We start from the raw sequence: 15343 nt of genomic DNA, 5'->3' as shown, positions 1-15343 counted from the left end.
GCGGCGACCGCGCCTGACCTACTGTGCCCACGCTCGGAGCTCTGCGGCGGCTGGACCCGCGGCTGCGCCGCAGTCGCACCAATCCCGACGGGACGATGTCGCTCGTCGACCATCTGCGTGAGCTGCGGACCCGGCTGCTGATCTCGCTGGGCGCGATCGTGCTCACCACGATCATCGGCTTCGTCTGGTACACCCAGCCGCTCTTCGGGCTGGAAAGCCTCGGCGAATGGCTGCGCCACCCGTACTGCGAGTTGCCGGCCTCCGCGCGCGCCTCGATCGCGCCCGACGGGCAGTGCCGGCTGCTGGCCACCGCACCCTTCGACCAGTTCATGCTGCGGCTTAAGGTGGGCTTGGCCGCGGGAATCGTGCTGGCCTGCCCGGTCTGGTTCTACCAGTTGTGGGCGTTCATCACCCCGGGGCTCTACCGCAAGGAGCGGCGCTTCGCGGTGGTGTTCGTGGTGTCGGCGGCCGTGCTGTTCGTCACCGGTGCGATCCTGGCCTACCTGGTGCTGTCCAAGGCGCTGGGTTTTCTGCTGACCGTCGGCAGCGACGTCCAGGTGACCGCATTGTCCGGCGACCGCTATTTCGGTTTCCTGCTGAACCTGCTGGTGGTGTTCGGGATCAGCTTCGAGTTCCCGCTGCTGATCATCATGCTCAACCAGGTCGGCGTCTTGAGCTACGCCCGGCTCAAAGAGTGGCGGCGCGGGCTGATCTTCGCGATGTTCGTGTTCGCGGCGTTCTTCACCCCCGGCTCGGACCCGTTCTCGATGCTCGTGCTCGGCTTCACGCTGACCCTGTTGCAGGAGTTCGCGATTCAGATCGCCCGGCTGCACGACAAACGCAAAGCCAAACGGGAGGCCACCGAGGAACTCAGCGACGACCAGGCCTCGCCCATCGATGCCCCCGCACCCGTCGCCAGCCCGCGTGACTAGCCCGCCGGAGGTGCCCGAGCTGAGCCGGTTCACCGCGCAACTGCCGTTCGGGCTGGACGACTTCCAGCGTCGGGCATGCCAGGCCCTGCAGGACGGTCGGGGCGTGCTGGTGTGCGCCCCCACCGGCGCCGGCAAGACGGTGGTGGGGGAGTTCGCGGTGCACCTGGCCCTGGCAGCCGGCGGAAAGTGCTTCTACACCACGCCGATCAAGGCGCTGAGCAACCAGAAGCACACCGACTTGGTCGCCCGCTACGGCAAGGACAAAGTGGGGTTGTTGACCGGCGACCAGTCGGTCAACGCCAACGCGCCGGTGGTGGTGATGACCACCGAGGTGTTGCGCAACATGCTCTATGCGAATTCGCCAGCTCTGCAAGGTCTTTCGCATGTGGTGATGGATGAGGTGCACTTCCTGGCCGACCGGATGCGCGGCGCGGTCTGGGAGGAGGTGATCCTGCACCTGGCCGACGAGGTGCGGCTGGTCAGCCTGTCGGCGACGGTCAGCAACGCCGAAGAGTTCGGCGGCTGGATCCAGACGGTGCGAGGAGACACCACCGTCGTTGTCGACGAGCACCGCCCAGTGCCGCTGTGGCAGCACATGATGGTGGGCAAGCGGCTCTTCGACCTGTTCGAATCCCGCCCCGACAGCGACGGGCCGGGCACCGCGGGCCGTGCGCGCGTAGACCCACAACTGTTGCGGCACATCGCGCATCGGCGCGAAGCCGACCGGCTCACCGACTGGCCACCGCGCCGCCACAGCGGCAGGGGCGGCCCCGGGCGCCCGGGCTACCGGCCCCCGATGCGCCCGGATGTGATCGCAGTGCTGGATTCGGCCGGGCTGCTGCCGGCGATCACTTTCGTGTTCTCCCGCGCCGGCTGCGATGCCGCGGTTAAGCAGTGCCTGCGCTCGCCGCTGCGGTTGACCACCGAGTCGGAGCGCGCCCGCATCGCCGAGGTGATCGACCACCGCTGCGGTGATCTCTCCGATGACGACCTGGCCGTGTTGGGCTATTACGAATGGCGCGAGGGGCTGCTGCGCGGACTGGCCGGCCACCACGCCGGGATGCTGCCGGTGTTCCGCCACACCGTCGAGGAGCTGTTCGCCGCGGGCCTGGTTAAAGCCGTGTTCGCCACCGAGACCCTGGCGTTGGGCATCAACATGCCCGCGCGCACGGTCGTGCTCGAAAGATTGGTCAAGTTCAACGGCGAGCAGCACGCGGCGCTGACCCCGGGCGAGTACACCCAGCTGACCGGGCGGGCCGGCCGGCGTGGCATCGACATCGAAGGCCACGCGGTGGTGTTGTGGCATCCGGGGGAGGCCACCGCCGATCCCGATCAGGTGGCCGGGCTGGCGTCTACCCGAACGTTCCCGTTGCGCAGCTCGTTCGCGCCGTCGTACAACATGACGATCAACCTTGTCCAGCAGATGGGCCCCGAGCAGGCCCACCGGTTGTTGGAGCAGTCGTTCGCCCAGTATCAGGCCGACCGGTCGGTCGTCGGCCTGGTGCGCAGCGCCGAACGCGGCGAACGGACCCTGGATGACATCGCCGCCGAACTCGGCGGCCGCGACTCGGCCGTCCTTGAGTACGCCCGGCTGCGGGCGCAGATCTCCGAACGGGAACGAGCCCAGGCGCGGGCCTCGCGGCTGCAGCGCCGCCGGGCCGCCAGTGATGCGCTGGCGGCGTTGCGAAAAGGCGACATCATCACCCTCACCCACGGGCGCCGCGGTGGTCTGGCGGTGGTGCTGCAGGCCGACGGGGAATCTGACGAACCGCGGCCGCTGGTGCTCACCGAGCACCGTTGGGCCGGCCGGATCTCCTCGGCGGATTATTCGGGCGCCGTGCCGCCGATCGGAACCATGAACCTGCCCAAACGGGTGGAACACCGCCAGCCGCGGGTCCGCCGCGATCTGGCTTCGGCGTTGCGGTCCGCGGCGGAAGGCCTGGTGGTGCCCAAGGCGCGCGGTCGGCGCGGCGGCGGCCCGCAGGAGGACCCGGTGGATCCGGAACTGGCCGCGCTGCGGCAACAGCTGCGCGCTCACCCCACCCACGCCGAGCCGGGTCGTGAGGACAAGGTGCGCACTGCCGAGCGCTACCTGCGCGTAGAGGCCGACAACGCCCAACTGCGCCGCAAGGTGCAAGCGGCCACCAACTCACTGGCGCGCACCTTCGACCGGATCGTCGGGTTGCTCGCCGAGCGGGGTTTCGTCACGACCGGCGCCGGCGACCCGAAAGTGACCGCCGATGGCCGGATGCTGGCCCGGATCTATAACGAAAGCGACCTGCTGGTCGCCGAGTGTCTGCGTACCGGGGCATGGGACGGTCTCGGGCCGGCTGAGCTGGCCGCGGTGGTCTCCGCGGTGCTCTACGAATCACGCGGCGCGGATGGCCCGGGCGGACCGCCGACCCTGCAACCGCCCACCGAGCCGGTGCGCCGCGCCCTGCACCAGACCCGCAAGCTCTCGGCCGCGCTGCGGGCCGACGAACGCCGGCACGGCATCACCGCGACCCGGGAACCCGACGACGGCTTCGTCGCCGCGGTGTATCGCTGGGCGCTCACCGGGGACCTGGCGTCGGCATTGGATGCTTCGGACGCCGCCGGTGCCGGTTCGCCGCTGTCGGCGGGTGACTTCGTGCGCTGGTGCCGCCAGGTGCTCGACCTGCTGGATCAGCTGCGTAACGCGGCGCCCGGCGCCGAACTGCGGGCAACGGCAAAACAGGCCATCGACACCGTTTTGCGGGGCGTCGTCGCCGTTGACGCCGGGTAGGCTGGTCCGGGCGCTACGGTGGAGAGCCGGCGGTGATCAGCACCCGCTACGCGAGAGGACTTGGGGAACAACGATGAGCGGACCGCAGGGATACGACCCGACGCAGCCGTGGCAGCCTCAGCAGCCCGGGCAGCCCGAGGAGCAGCCGGGCACCGGAGCGGGTCCGGCGACCGGCGCCGAGCAGCAGTGGCAGCCGCCGGCCTACACGCCGTCGCAGTACCCGCAGCAGACGTCTTACCCCTCGACACCGCAGTACCCCGGCTACCCCCAGCCTGAGCAGTACGGCCAGCCGACCCAATACGGCCAGCCCGGCCAGTACGGCCAACCCGCGCAGTACGGCCAACCCGGCCAGTACGGCCAACCGGGCCAATATGGTCAGCCTGGCCAGTACGGCCAACCGGCCCAGTACGGCCAACCCGGCCAATATGGCCAATACCCCCAGCAGCCCGGCCAGTACGGTCAGCCCGGATCGGGCAGCAAGCGCCCGACCGCGCTGGTAGGCACCGTGCTCGCAGCCTGCCTGGGCATCGCTGCCCTGGTGGTACTGGTGCTCGGGTTCTGGAAGCCCGGATTCTTCGTGACCACCAAACTCGACGTCGACAAGGCGCAGCAGGGGGTGCAGCAGATTCTGGCCGACCAGACCAACGGCTACGGCGCCAAGAACGTCAAGGACGTCCGGTGCAACAACGGCCAGAGCCCGGTGGTCAAGCAGGGTGACACGTTCAACTGCGAGGTCAGCATCGATGGCACGAAGCGTCAGGTGACCGTGACTTTCCAGGACAACTCGGGCACCTACGAGGTCGGCCGGCCCAAGTAGTCCGCATTAGCCCGGTTCAGTCCGGCAGCGTGTCGAGCGCCCGCTGTAGCCGGGCGATCGAGGATCCGACGCCGAGACGGTCGGCCAGCTCGGCGACCCGAGCGGGGTCGGCAGCCACCCGCGGCAGGGTGTCCGACGGCGTCGACAGTGTGACCGGGGCGTCGGTGGCGACCCGCACCACCGGACCGGCAGCGGCGATATAGTCCTGCGCCGCTTGCAGTTTGGCCCGCACTCCCTTGGCCATCGGCGAGCGCGGGTCGGCGGCGGCGGCCTGCACCGCCGCGAGCGAACCGTGCTCGGCCAGCAGCCCGACCGCCGTCTTCTCGCCGATCCCGGGCACTCCGGGAAGCCCGTCGGAGGGATCGCCGCGCAGCAGCGCCATCTCGGCGTAGGCGGCGCCGGCGCGCTCGGCGGGCAGGCCATAGCGTTGCGCCACCTCCGCCGGGCCGAACAGCGTCGCCTGCGCCAGCCCGCGGCCCAGATAGAGCACCGACACCGCGACGGGGTGCTCGGCGACCACCTGCAGCAGGTCCCGGTCGCCGCTGACGACGATCACCGGATCCTTGCGCTCGGCCGCCGCCAAGGTGCCCAGGACGTCGTCGGCCTCGAAGTCCGGCGCTCCGGCGGTGGCGATCCCGAACGCGTCGAGCAGCTCGGCGATCATCTCCACCTGCGGGCTCAGCTCGTCGGGCACCTCCTCGACGTCGGTGTCCTCCGGCACCTGCTCGGCCACCCGGTGCGCCTTGTAGGAGGAGATGAGGTCGACTCGCCACTGCGGGCGCCAGTCCAGGTCCAGGCAGACCGCCAACCGGCCGGGACGCTGGCGGGTGATCAAGGTGGCCACCGAGTCGAAGAAGCCGCGCACCGCGTTCACCGGCCGGCCGTCGGGGGCGGTGATCGAGGACGGCACGCCGAAATAGGACCGGAACCACATACTGGCACCGTCGAGCAACAGCACGGGAGCGGGCATGGCTGCCACCCTATTTACCATTGACTCTGCATCTACCAGGCGGGTTACTCGCACTTCTTCGTGGTGAGCGCAGAGTCAACGCAACCCGGGCCACGTTAGCCTGATGTGCGTGACTTCCCGGTTCGATAGCAGCGTTTACGCCCACCGCCTGGCCGCTGCGGCCGCCGCGGCCGCCGATGCCGGTCTGGCCGGGATGGTAGTCACCCCGGGCTACGACCTGCGTTACCTGACCGGGTCGCGCGCCCAGACCTTCGAGCGACTCACCGCGTTGGTGCTGCCGGCATCCGGGTCGCCCACCATGGTGGTGCCCCGGCTGGAGTTGGCGGCGCTGCGCGAATCCGCGGTGGCCGGGCTGGGTATCGCGGTGCGCGACTGGGTCGACGGTCAGGATCCCTACCGCCTGGTGGGCGAGGCGTTGGGAGCGTCGCCGACGGCTGCGGCGGTCACCGATTCGATGCCGGCCTTGCATCTGCTGCCGCTGGTCGACGTGCTCGGCACGACGCCGGTGCTGGCCACCGAGGTGCTGCGCGAACTGCGAATGATCAAGGACCCCAGCGAGATCGACGCACTGCGGAAGGCCGGCGCGGCGATCGATCGGGTGCACGCCCGGGTGCCGGAGTTTCTGGTGCCGGGCCGCACCGAGGCCGACGTCGCCGCCGATATCGCCGAAGCGATCGTCGCGGAGGGGCATTCGGAGGTGGCGTTCATCATCGTGGGTTCTGGGCCGCATGGCGCCGACCCGCACCACGAGTGCTCGGACCGCGAGCTACGGCCCGGCGACGTCGTCGTGGTGGATATCGGCGGCCCGGTCGAACCGGGATATCATTCCGATTCCACCCGCACCTACAGCTTGGGGGAGCCGGATACCCAAGTGGCGCAGCGGTATTCGGTGTTACAGCGGGCGCAGCGCGCGGCGGTCGAGAGCATCCGTCCCGGGGTGTCCGCCGAGCAGGTCGACGCGGCTGCACGCGATGTGCTGGCCGAGGCGGGCCTGGCGGAGTACTTCGTGCACCGCACCGGCCATGGCATCGGCCTGTCGGTGCATGAGGAGCCCTACATCGTCGCCGGCAACGACGTCGCACTGGCCGCCGGGATGGCGTTCTCGGTCGAGCCGGGCATCTACTTCCCCGGCGAGTGGGGTGCCCGGATCGAAGACATCGTGATCGTCACCGACGAGGGTGCCGAGTCATTGAACAACCGGCCGCGCGACCTGGTCGTGGTCTAGCGGCTACCGCGGTCGAGCAGATCAGCCGAACCCAGCACTCGCTCCACCTGCACCTCGATCACCACGCGCTGCGGGTTGACCCGCGGCGTCCGGTAGCGCTGGGCGTAGCGCAGCTCGGCATCGCGAACGGCGGCGGCCGCGTTGTTGACCGTGGCGCTGCCCTCCAGTGAGAGCCAGCGCGCCCCGTCGACCTGGCTGAGCACGGCCACGCCGGCGCGTTCGGCGTTGACGGCCTTCTGCGAGCCGCCGGTGGTGATCACCCGCGCGATGTGAGTTTTCGGGTCGAAGGTGAAACCGACCGCGACCACATGCGGCGAGTTGTCGGCGCGCAGGGTGGTCAGCATCGCCAGGTGCCGTTCAGTGAGAAACGCCAGCGCGTCGCTGGTGAGCCGGGTCGTCGCGTTCGCCATCACCGTTCACGCTAGCGCAGGCGATAATCGCAGCCGTGAACGACACGGTGGACGGGTCGGTGGTGATTTTTGGCGGGCGCAGTGAGATCGGCGTGGAACTGGCGTGCCGGCTGGCGCCTGGCGCAACGGTTTTGCTGGCCGCCCGGGGCGCCGACCGGCTCGACGCGGAGATCGCCGCGGTGCGCGACGCGGGCGCTGTGGCGGTGCACGCCACGGAGTTCGACGCCGATGACCTGGCCGCCCACGGCCCTCTGGTCGCGGACCTGATCGCCGAGCACGGCCCGATCGGCACCGCCGTGCTGGCTTTCGGGATCCTGGGCGACCAGGCCCGGGCGGAGTCCGACGCCGCGCACGCGCTGGCCGTGGTCCACACCGACTACGTCGCCCAGGTCAGCCTGCTCACCCATCTGGCGGCGGCGATGCGTGCGGCCGGGCGGGGCCGCTTGGTGGTGTTCTCCTCGATCGCCGGGGTGCGGGTGCGCCGGGCCAACTACGTCTACGGTTCGGCCAAGGCCGGTCTGGACGGGTTCGCCAACGGCCTGGCCGACGCCTTGCACGGCACCGGAGTGCGGCTGTTGATTGTTCGTCCCGGGTTCGTCGTCGGGCGGATGACCGCCGGCATGAAACCGGCCCCGCCTGCCAGCACGCCCGCCCAGGTTGCCGCCGCGGCCGCTCGCGCGCTCGCCCGCGGGCGACGCACCGTCGCGGTGCCGTGGATGCTGCGGCCGATGTTCAGCGTCATGCGGGTGGTGCCGCAGGCGATCTGGCGCCGAATGCCCCGCTGACCGGGGCAAAAGATCGCAATCCGATTCTTACAACGTTGCAGAAGTCTTACATCAAGATAAGAAAACCTGAGGAATTTGACGCGGCGGTCTGGCCTTCGCCCGCCTAAAAGAACTATGGTGTAAAACCATGGACGATCGTGATAAAGACCCGTCGGTGGTGCTGCCGTATCTGATCGGTCGGCCGCTGCCCGCGACCGAAGTCTATGAGGCCTTCGGGTACCGCAAGTCCGCCTACTACAAGGCGGCACACGAGGGCCGGTTGATCACCGCCGACAATCTGCTCCGGGTTGCCCAGCACTTCGGCTTGAATGCCCTTGATCTGCTGGTGCGCTACGGACTGATCACCGAAGACGCGGTGGCGTCCTATGTCGATTCGGCACAGCCGACGCCCGCGCTGCCAAAGATCGCCAACCTGCACCCCGTCCCGAGCCGGCCCCCGCTGTAGCCGGGGTAGCCCCACCCGCACGTTCATCCAGCGTCCCGGCGCCGCGGCTCCGGGCGAGTAGATTCGCGACCGTGGCCCCCACCTTTGCCGAGATCGCCAAGTCCGATTACCTGCTACTGACCACCTTCACCAAAGACGGCAGACCCAAGCCCACTCCGGTGTGGGCGGCCGCCGATGGCGAGCGGTTGCTGGTGATTACCCAGGAGTCGTCCTGGAAGGTCAAGCGGATCCGCAACACATCGCGCGTCACCCTGGCGGTCTGCGATGTGCGAGGCCGGCCCAAGGGCGAGGCGATCGAGGCGGTGGCCGCCGTGTTGGACAAGGCCGACAACGGCGCCGTCTACGCCGCGATCGGCAAGCGGTACGGGATCATCGGCCGGGTGTTCAACGTGTTCAGCAAGCTGCGCGGCGGCATGCGCAACAACGTCGGGCTGGCGCTGACCGCCGCCGAATGAGCCGACTCCGTCACATATAGTGGACTTCAATCATTAAAATTAGCATTGTTGGACTGACCCACCGACAAACGAGGAGTTCCCGTGGCCGCCTTCACCTCCGACCAGATCCTCGGCGACATCGTCACCGCCGACCCGTCGACGACCCGCATCCTGAGCAAGTTCGGGATCGACTTCTGCTGCCACGGCCAACGGACGCTCACTGATGCGTGCGCTGCCGACGGCGTCGACGCCGCCGAGCTGCTCGCCGCCCTCAACAGCTCCGGTGCGCCCGCTCAGCGCGCCGACTGGGCCGACTTCGACGACCCCTCGCTGATCGCCCATATCGTCAGCACCCACCACCGGTTCCTGTGGGAGGAGTTCCCGCGGTTGGCGGAGCTGGTCGACAAGGTGGCGCGGGTGCACGGCCCCAACCACGGCGAGCTGGTCCGGGTCCGGGAGCTGTTTCATCAGCTGCGCGCCGGCATGGAACCGCACCTGCGCACCGAGGAGACCATGCTGTTCCCCGAGATCAGCCTGCGTGCCGGCCGTCCGGACCGTCCACTGTCCGACGAGGTGCGCAATGAGCTGGCCGAGAATCAGCAGGAGCACGACAACGCCGGCCATCTGCTCGCCGAACTGCGGGAGCTCACCGACGACTACACCATTCCGGCGGACGCCTGCGCCAGCTACACCGCGATGCTGGCCGGCCTGGCGGACCTGGAGAGCGACATCCACCTGCACGTGCACAAGGAGAACAACGTGCTGTTCCCGCGGGTGCTTGCCGAAGCCGGCAGCCCGGCCTGAGCTCAGCCGGCGTGCAGGTGTTGGCCGAAGAACGCGAACACCCGCGCCCAGGCATCGGCGGTCGCGGCGTCGTTGTAGCCGAAGCCGGCGATGCGGAGCAGCGGCTGGGCCGGCAGCTTGTTGGCGAAGCTGTGCCCGGCTCTTGGATAGACCTTGATGTCGTGCGGGATGTTTTGGTGCTCGACGACCCGGCGTAACCGGTTGGGGGCGCCGATGCCCATCGGGTCCCGGCGGCCGAAGCTGGCCACGATCGGGCAGGCGCCGTCGAGCGTCTCGCTCAAATGCCGAGGCAGCGGGGTGCCGTAGAACGGAGCGGAGGCTCCGAAGCCCTTGGGCGACAACACCAAGGCGAACTGTCCGCCCATACAGAAGCCGGCGATCCCGACCTTGCCGGAGCACTCCGGCATGCCCAGCAGGTGATCGCGCGCGGCCATGATGTCGTCGAGGGCGCGGCCGCGCTGGGTCAGCAGCTCGCGGAACACCCGGGTGATGCAGCGCGCCCGCCCGCCGCGCGAGTACAGGTTCGGCGACAACGCGAGGAAACCCGCCTCCGCGACGTGTTCGGAGATCGCCTGCATGTCCGCGGCGTAACCGATCGCATCGTGAATCACCACCACTGCAGGCCACGGCCCGGGCCCGTCCGGAATGTCCAGCAACGCGTCGATGGGTCCCTCGGGGGTGGCGAGTTCGATGGTCGTCATCGCATCAACGTATGCCCCGGCGCGCCGCGAGGGAACCTCCTCGGCGGCCCGGACGTTGGGGAGGCATGGGTAGCGCTGTGGTGCAGATATTCGGTGTCTACGTCCTGGCCGAATCGGCCGCGGTGGCCGCACTGATCTGGGCGATCGGCTTCGGCTGGACGGCGCTGTTGCTGCTAGCTGCGTTCGTGGCCGGACTGGCGCTGTCAGCAGCCCAGGTCAGACGCCAGATCGGGCGGCTGCGTACGGGTGCCGGGCAGCGCGTGCTCGCCGACGGCGGGCTGATCGCGGCGGGCACCGTACTGGTGCTGGTCCCCGGCCCGCTGACCACGCTGGCGGGCCTGCTGCTGCTGGCGCCCCCGACCCGCACCGCGGCCCGCCCCGTGCTGGCCGCGGCGGCCGCCGCCGGACTCGGCCGGCACACGCCGCTGGTCGCCGCCACCGTCGCGGGCCGGCGCTGGTATGCCACGCGGCGCACCCCCGACCAGCACACCGACTACATCGACGCCGAAGTCGTCGACGTCACCGACGTCCGGCCCAGCCAACCGCCCACCCTGTCGGTCGGCTGAACCGGCGTCACCGCCACCCCGTACTTTTTAGGCCGTGACAGTCGTGCCCGGCGCCCCCACCGTGCTGCTGCTCGGCGGCCGTATCCACAGCCCTTCTCATCCCGACGCCACCGCGATGGCCGTCCGCGACGGGGTGGTCGCCTGGCTGGGCAGCGACGCCGTCGGCCGCGATCAGTTCCCGTCGGCCGACGTGCTCGATCTCGATGGGGCGTTGGTGACACCGGCTTTCGTCGACAGCCACGTCCACGTCACCGAGACGGGCCTGTGCCGCACCGGTTTGGATCTGCGGCCGGCCACATCCCGGCGACACTGCCTACAGCTGGTCGCCGACTACGCCGCCGCCCATCCCGGTCAGCCGATCTGGGGTCACGGCTGGGACGAAACCGGCTGGCCCGACGGTGCGGCCCCGGACACCGCGGCACTCGACGCGGTGGTGGGGGACCGGCCGGCCTACCTGTCCCGGGTCGACGTGCACTCGGCGCTAGCCTCGAGCGGGCTGCGCAAGCTGGTGCCGGAACTCCCGGGGCGCCCCGGCGCTGCGGCGCCGCTGTCCGGGGCGGCCCACCATCTGATTCGTTCGGCGGCCCGCGACCTGCTCACCACCGCCCAGCGGGCCGCCGCCCGCACCGCCGCGCTGGACGCCACGGCCGCGGCCGGCATCGTCGCGGTCCACGAGTGCGCCGGTCCGAACATCGGCGGCCTGGACGACTGGCGGGAGCTGCGGGCGCTGGACCACGGGGTCGAGGTGGTCGGTTACTGGGGCGAGGCGGTCACCAGCGCCGCCCGGGCGCGCGACCTACTCGCCGAGACCGGCGCCCGGGGTCTCGGCGGCGATCTGTTCGTCGATGGTGCCCTGGGTTCGCACACGGCCTGGCTGCACGAGCCCTACGCCGACGCCGCGGACTGCACCGGTGTGCGCCACCTGGACCCCGACACCGTCGAGGCCCATCTGTGGGCCTGCACCGAGGCCGGGGTGACCGCCGGTTTCCACGTCATCGGCGACGCCGCGGTGTCCGCGGTGGTCGCGGCCCTGGAACGGGTGGTGGAGCACTTCGGGGTGGCCGCGGTGGCCCGCTGCGGGCACCGGCTGGAGCACCTGGAGATGGTCAGCGCCGAGCAGGCCGCCAAGCTCGGCTCCTGGGGCGTGATCGCCAGCATGCAACCGGTTTTCGACGCGCTCTGGGGCGGCGTCGACGGCATGTACGCCCAGCGGTTGGGTGCGCAGCGGGCCGCCGGGCTGAACCCGTTCGCGCTGTTAGCATCCCAAGGCGTGCCCCTCGCGTTCGGTTCCGACAGCCCGGTGACCACTCTCGATCCGTGGGCCACGGTGCGTGCCGCCGCACACCACCGCACACCGGGCAGCGCGGTGTCGATGCGGGCGGCGTTCGCCGCAGCCACCCGCGGCGGCTGGCGGGCCGCCGGGATCAACGACGGCGTCAGCGGAACCTTGGTGCCCGGCGCGCCCGCGTCCTACGCGGTCTGGGAGGCCGCCCGGCTGGCGGTGGAGGCGCCCCGCGACTCCGTTCAGCGCTGGTCGACCGATCCGCGCTCCCGGGTGCCCGCGCTACCGGTGCTGGAACCCGGTGATGCGCCGACATGCCGGCGCACCGTGCACCGTGGTGTGGTCCTGCATGGCTGACACCGCAGAGGATCCGGCGACACTCCACGGCCCCGTCGCGCCGAACCGGTTGGAGCGGCTGGGGGTGGCGGCGGCCGACCGCTGGGCCCAGCTGGCGGCGACGGTGCTGGCCGGCATGCTGCTGCGCGCCAGCTTCCCACCGCTGAACTGGTGGTGGGCCGCAATCCTGGCGTTCGCGCTGCTGAGCTGGGTGCTGATTCGCCGCGCGACCACCGTCGTAGGCGGTTTCGGTTACGGCCTGCTGTGCGGTCTGGCCTTCTATCTGCCGCTGCTGCCCTGGGTCGGAGGCCTGGTCGGGGCCCTGCCCTGGCTGGCGTTGACCCTGATGTGCGCGCTGTTTCCCGCCGTGTTCGGCTCGGCCGCCGTCGTGGTGCGCCGACTGCCGGGCTGGCCGATCTGGTTCGCCCTGGTATGGGCGGCGCAGGAATGGGCGAAGTCGGTGATCCCGTTCGGCGGATTCCCATGGGGCGCTGTAGGTTACGGCCAGACATCCGGTCCGTTGCTACCGCTGGTAGCACTCGGCGGTGTTCCGCTGCTCTCGGCGGCCGTGGTGTTGACCGGCTGCGCCGGCACCGCGCTGACCGTGGAGATCCTGCGGTGGCTGCGCGAGGAGCCGCCGGCCCGCGACGCCGGCCGTCCGCCGGCGGTGCTGCTGCCCGGCCTGTGCATCTGCCTGGTGCTGCTGGCCGCGATCGTGGTGTGGCCCGGGGTGCGCCGCTCCGGTGTGGGAGCCGGTGACGACCCGGCGATCACCGTGGCGGCGGTGCAGGGCAACGTGCCGCGCCTGGGACTGGACTTCAATGCCCAGCGCCGCGAGGTGCTGGACTATCACGTCCGCGAGACCCTGCGGCTGGCCGACGACGTCGAGGCCGGCCGGGCCCCACGCCCGCTGTTCGTGATCTGGCCGGAGAACGCCTCCGACATCGATCCGATGGCCAACGCCGATGCCGCCCAACAGATCACCCTGGCCGCCCAGGCGATCGACGCCCCGATCCTGGTGGGCACCGTGCGGGCGGCGCCCGGTTGGACCCGGGACAATCCGGTGGCGACGAACTCGGTGCTGGTGTGGGATCCGCACACCGGGCCGGGGGAGAGCCACGACAAGCGGATCGTCCAGCCGTTCGGCGAGTACCTGCCGTGGCGCGGGTTCTTCCGCCACCTGTCGGGCTACGCCGACCGCGCGGGATATTTCGTGCCGGGGCACGGCGACGGAGTGCTGCACGTCGCCGGCGTTCCGGTCGGGGTGGCCACCTGCTGGGAGGTGATCTTCGATCGCGCGCCGCGCCAGTCGGTGCTGGCCGGCGCCCAGCTGCTGGCGGTGCCGTCCAACAACGCCACCTTCGACGAGACGATGAGCGAGCAGCAGCTGGCGTTCGCCAAGGTCCGCGCGGTCGAACACGACCGTTATGTCGTCGTCGCCGGAACCACCGGCATCAGTGCCCTCATCGCCCCCGACGGTCGCGAGCTGGCCCGCACCGGCTTCTTCGAGGCCGACTACCTCGACAGCCACCTGCGGCTCAAGACCTCGCTGACCCCGGCCACCCGGTGGGCGCCGATCCTGCAATGGGTGCTGGTCGGCGCGGCCGTTGCGGGTCTGCTGGCGGCCATACTGCAAAATAGTCGGTTCAAGCGTCGTTTCGTCGGCGCAGAGGTGAAGGGGAGGATCGGCGCCGATGAGTGAGCGTCCCAGCCTGCATACGCTGGTGGTGATACCCACCTACAACGAGCTGGAGAACCTGCCGCTCATCCTCGTCCGGCTGCAACAGGCCCGCCCGGACGTCCACGTCCTCGTCGTCGACGACGGCAGCCCCGACGGCACCGGGCGGCTGGCCGACGAGCTGGCCGCCGCCGACCCCGAACGCCTCCACGTGATGCACCGGACCGCCAAGGCCGGACTGGGTGCGGCCTACCTGGCGGGTTTCGCCTGGGGGCTGGCCCGCCATTACGAGGTGGTGGTCGAGATGGACGCCGACGGCAGCCACGCACCCGAACAGCTCTACCGGCTGCTGGACGCCATTGACGCGGGCGCCGACGTGGCGATTGGTTCGCGCTACGTCGACGGCGGCGCGGTACGCAACTGGCCGGTGCGTCGGCTGGTGCTGTCCAAGACCGCCAACACCTACGCGCGGCTGCTGCTCGGGGTCGGGATCCACGACATCACCGCCGGCTACCGCGCCTACCGGCGCAGCGTGCTGGAGAAGATCGGCCTGGACGCGGTGGACTCCAAGGGGTACTGCTTCCAGGTCGACCTGACCTGGCGCGCGGTCAACAACGGCTTCATCGTCACCGAAGTGCCGATCACGTTCACCGAGCGCGAACTGGGCGTGTCGAAGATGAGCGGCTCCAACATCCGCGAAGCGATGGTTAAAGTCGCGCGTTGGGGGATCGGCGGCCGGGTCAACCGGCTCCGCGGCGGGCGCGCCTGAGTCGGCAGCAAGCACCCGCCGCGAGTCGGGTCAGCCCCGGCGCTTGGTCTTGATCAGGTCCAGCCGCTCTTTGAGCAGCTCTTCGAGGTCTTCGATCGAACGGCGCTCCAGCAGCATGTCCCAGTGGGTGCGCGGCGGCTTGACCTTCTTCGGCTCGGGCAGATCGCCTTCGAGCAGCGTGCCTTCCAAGCCGTTGCGGCACATCCAGGTGCCGGGAATCTCGGCGTCGTCGGCGAAGGGAACCTCGAACTCCTCGCCGTTCTCGGTGCGGTACCGCGCCATGCGACGCGGCGCCAGGTCGTGGTTGCGGTCGGTCTCGTAGCTCACGGCTCCCAGCCGACTGCCTCGAAGAACACGGTCAGCCATCGACCCACACTCCTTAACCTTTTTGTCAGAAATACGTCTCGCGATTGTCAACGCAAACG

General features: G+C 70.0%; 16 protein-coding genes. 12 read left to right on the top strand and 4 right to left on the bottom strand.

The annotated features are described in order from the left end of the window. Window positions 1-95 precede the first annotated feature (95 nt). The 3 genes from tatC to A5771_RS13210 all read left to right on the top strand — a co-directional run bounded on the left by tatC (window position 96) and on the right by A5771_RS13210 (window position 4513). Window positions 96-932, top strand: coding sequence for a twin-arginine translocase subunit TatC (tatC, locus tag A5771_RS13220; protein ID WP_428844410.1), 837 nt, complete (start codon window positions 96-98; stop codon window positions 930-932). Further along, the gene (locus tag A5771_RS13215) at window positions 898-3696 is read left to right on the top strand and encodes a DEAD/DEAH box helicase (RefSeq protein WP_064855674.1); all 2799 of its coding nucleotides are present in this window, start codon (window positions 898-900) and stop codon (window positions 3694-3696) included. Before tatC ends, A5771_RS13215 begins: the two co-directional genes overlap by 35 nt. Before the next feature lie 73 nt (window positions 3697-3769). Further along, window positions 3770-4513 carry a DUF4333 domain-containing protein gene (locus A5771_RS13210; RefSeq protein ID WP_064855673.1) on the top strand — a complete coding sequence of 248 codons (744 nt, stop codon included), beginning with the start codon at window positions 3770-3772 and terminating at the stop codon, window positions 4511-4513. Window positions 4514-4529: 16 nt separating this feature from the next. Here A5771_RS13210 and A5771_RS13205 read toward each other — a convergent pair whose 3' ends face one another. Next, a complete protein-coding gene (locus tag A5771_RS13205; RefSeq protein WP_064855672.1) occupies window positions 4530-5483 on the bottom strand; it encodes a 5'-3' exonuclease in 954 nt (317 codons plus the stop codon). A gap of 103 nt (window positions 5484-5586) precedes the next feature. Between A5771_RS13205 and A5771_RS13200 the strand changes: the two genes are divergently transcribed. Continuing rightward, complete coding sequence (locus A5771_RS13200) at window positions 5587-6708, top strand: M24 family metallopeptidase (protein ID WP_064855671.1); 1122 nt, start codon at window positions 5587-5589, stop codon at window positions 6706-6708. On the opposite strand, the gene A5771_RS13195 is transcribed toward A5771_RS13200, so the two are convergent. Then, entirely contained in the window at window positions 6705-7118 is a 414-nt protein-coding gene (locus A5771_RS13195; RefSeq protein ID WP_064855670.1) for a F420-dependent biliverdin reductase, read from the bottom strand. The two genes, A5771_RS13200 and A5771_RS13195, sit on opposite strands and share 4 nt — an antisense overlap. 35 nt (window positions 7119-7153) lie before the next feature. Here A5771_RS13195 and A5771_RS13190 point away from each other — a divergent pair, with 35 nt between their 5' ends. From A5771_RS13190 to ric, 4 genes are all read left to right on the top strand, one after another. Next, window positions 7154-7903 carry an SDR family NAD(P)-dependent oxidoreductase gene (locus A5771_RS13190; protein ID WP_064855669.1) on the top strand — a complete coding sequence of 250 codons (750 nt, stop codon included), beginning with the start codon at window positions 7154-7156 and terminating at the stop codon, window positions 7901-7903. Window positions 7904-8030: 127 nt separating this feature from the next. Further along, window positions 8031-8348, top strand: a complete 318-nt coding sequence (locus tag A5771_RS13185) for a hypothetical protein (protein WP_064855668.1) — start codon at window positions 8031-8033, stop codon at window positions 8346-8348. 71 nt (window positions 8349-8419) lie between these two features. Next, on the top strand, window positions 8420-8803 hold the full coding sequence (locus tag A5771_RS13180) for a PPOX class F420-dependent oxidoreductase (RefSeq protein ID WP_064855667.1): 384 nt from the start codon (window positions 8420-8422) through the stop codon (window positions 8801-8803). 81 nt (window positions 8804-8884) lie between these two features. Next, on the top strand, window positions 8885-9586 hold the full coding sequence (gene ric, locus A5771_RS13175; protein WP_064855666.1) for an iron-sulfur cluster repair di-iron protein: 702 nt from the start codon (window positions 8885-8887) through the stop codon (window positions 9584-9586). Between the two features lie 2 nt (window positions 9587-9588). On the opposite strand, the gene A5771_RS13170 is transcribed toward ric, so the two are convergent. Further along, a complete protein-coding gene (locus A5771_RS13170) occupies window positions 9589-10287 on the bottom strand; it encodes a dienelactone hydrolase family protein (protein ID WP_064855665.1) in 699 nt (232 codons plus the stop codon). 65 nt (window positions 10288-10352) lie between these two features. Between A5771_RS13170 and A5771_RS13165 the strand changes: the two genes are divergently transcribed. From A5771_RS13165 to A5771_RS13150, 4 genes are all read left to right on the top strand, one after another. Then, entirely contained in the window at window positions 10353-10853 is a 501-nt protein-coding gene (locus A5771_RS13165) for an FxsA family protein (protein ID WP_064855664.1), read from the top strand. A 115-nt stretch (window positions 10854-10968) separates the two neighbouring features. Continuing rightward, window positions 10969-12492 carry an amidohydrolase gene (locus A5771_RS13160; RefSeq protein ID WP_064855718.1) on the top strand — a complete coding sequence of 508 codons (1524 nt, stop codon included), beginning with the start codon at window positions 10969-10971 and terminating at the stop codon, window positions 12490-12492. After that, window positions 12485-14173 (top strand): apolipoprotein N-acyltransferase, encoded by a 1689-nt coding sequence (gene lnt / locus A5771_RS13155; RefSeq protein WP_064855663.1) that lies wholly within the window; start codon window positions 12485-12487, stop codon window positions 14171-14173. Before A5771_RS13160 ends, lnt begins: the two co-directional genes overlap by 8 nt. Further along, window positions 14166-14918: a polyprenol monophosphomannose synthase gene (locus A5771_RS13150; protein WP_064855662.1), complete on the top strand. Its 753-nt coding sequence runs from the start codon at window positions 14166-14168 to the stop codon at window positions 14916-14918. Before lnt ends, A5771_RS13150 begins: the two co-directional genes overlap by 8 nt. Before the next feature lie 30 nt (window positions 14919-14948). Here A5771_RS13150 and A5771_RS13145 read toward each other — a convergent pair whose 3' ends face one another. Beyond that, entirely contained in the window at window positions 14949-15284 is a 336-nt protein-coding gene (locus A5771_RS13145; protein ID WP_064855661.1) for an RNA polymerase-binding protein RbpA, read from the bottom strand. Window positions 15285-15343 lie beyond the last annotated feature (59 nt).

Source organism: Mycolicibacter sinensis, assembly GCF_001667375.1.
Taxonomy (GTDB): Bacteria; Actinomycetota; Actinomycetes; order Mycobacteriales; family Mycobacteriaceae; genus Mycobacterium; species Mycobacterium sinense_A.
Note: the sequence above shows the minus strand (reverse complement) of the source record. Positions and strands in the feature narration are given on the sequence as shown.

Excerpts from the sequence above, each read along its gene's own strand:
- A5771_RS13150 (WP_064855662.1), top strand. The coding sequence starts at position 14,166 with ATGAGTGAGCGTCCCAGCCTGCATACGCTGGTGGTGATACCCACCTAC.
- A5771_RS13185 (WP_064855668.1), top strand. The coding sequence starts at position 8,031 with ATGGACGATCGTGATAAAGACCCGTCGGTGGTGCTGCCGTATCTGATC.
- A5771_RS13200 (WP_064855671.1), top strand. The coding sequence starts at position 5,587 with ATGTGCGTGACTTCCCGGTTCGATAGCAGCGTTTACGCCCACCGCCTG.
- A5771_RS13170 (WP_064855665.1), bottom strand. The coding sequence starts at position 10,287 with ATGACGACCATCGAACTCGCCACCCCCGAGGGACCCATCGACGCGTTG.
- A5771_RS13145 (WP_064855661.1), bottom strand. The coding sequence starts at position 15,284 with ATGGCTGACCGTGTTCTTCGAGGCAGTCGGCTGGGAGCCGTGAGCTAC.
- lnt (WP_064855663.1), top strand. The coding sequence starts at position 12,485 with ATGGCTGACACCGCAGAGGATCCGGCGACACTCCACGGCCCCGTCGCG.
- A5771_RS13195 (WP_064855670.1), bottom strand. The coding sequence starts at position 7,118 with ATGGCGAACGCGACGACCCGGCTCACCAGCGACGCGCTGGCGTTTCTC.
- A5771_RS13160 (WP_064855718.1), top strand. The coding sequence starts at position 10,969 with ATGGCCGTCCGCGACGGGGTGGTCGCCTGGCTGGGCAGCGACGCCGTC.
- A5771_RS13210 (WP_064855673.1), top strand. The coding sequence starts at position 3,770 with ATGAGCGGACCGCAGGGATACGACCCGACGCAGCCGTGGCAGCCTCAG.
- A5771_RS13205 (WP_064855672.1), bottom strand. The coding sequence starts at position 5,483 with ATGCCCGCTCCCGTGCTGTTGCTCGACGGTGCCAGTATGTGGTTCCGG.
- tatC (WP_428844410.1), top strand. The coding sequence starts at position 96 with ATGTCGCTCGTCGACCATCTGCGTGAGCTGCGGACCCGGCTGCTGATC.
- A5771_RS13215 (WP_064855674.1), top strand. The coding sequence starts at position 898 with ATGCCCCCGCACCCGTCGCCAGCCCGCGTGACTAGCCCGCCGGAGGTG.
- A5771_RS13165 (WP_064855664.1), top strand. The coding sequence starts at position 10,353 with ATGGGTAGCGCTGTGGTGCAGATATTCGGTGTCTACGTCCTGGCCGAA.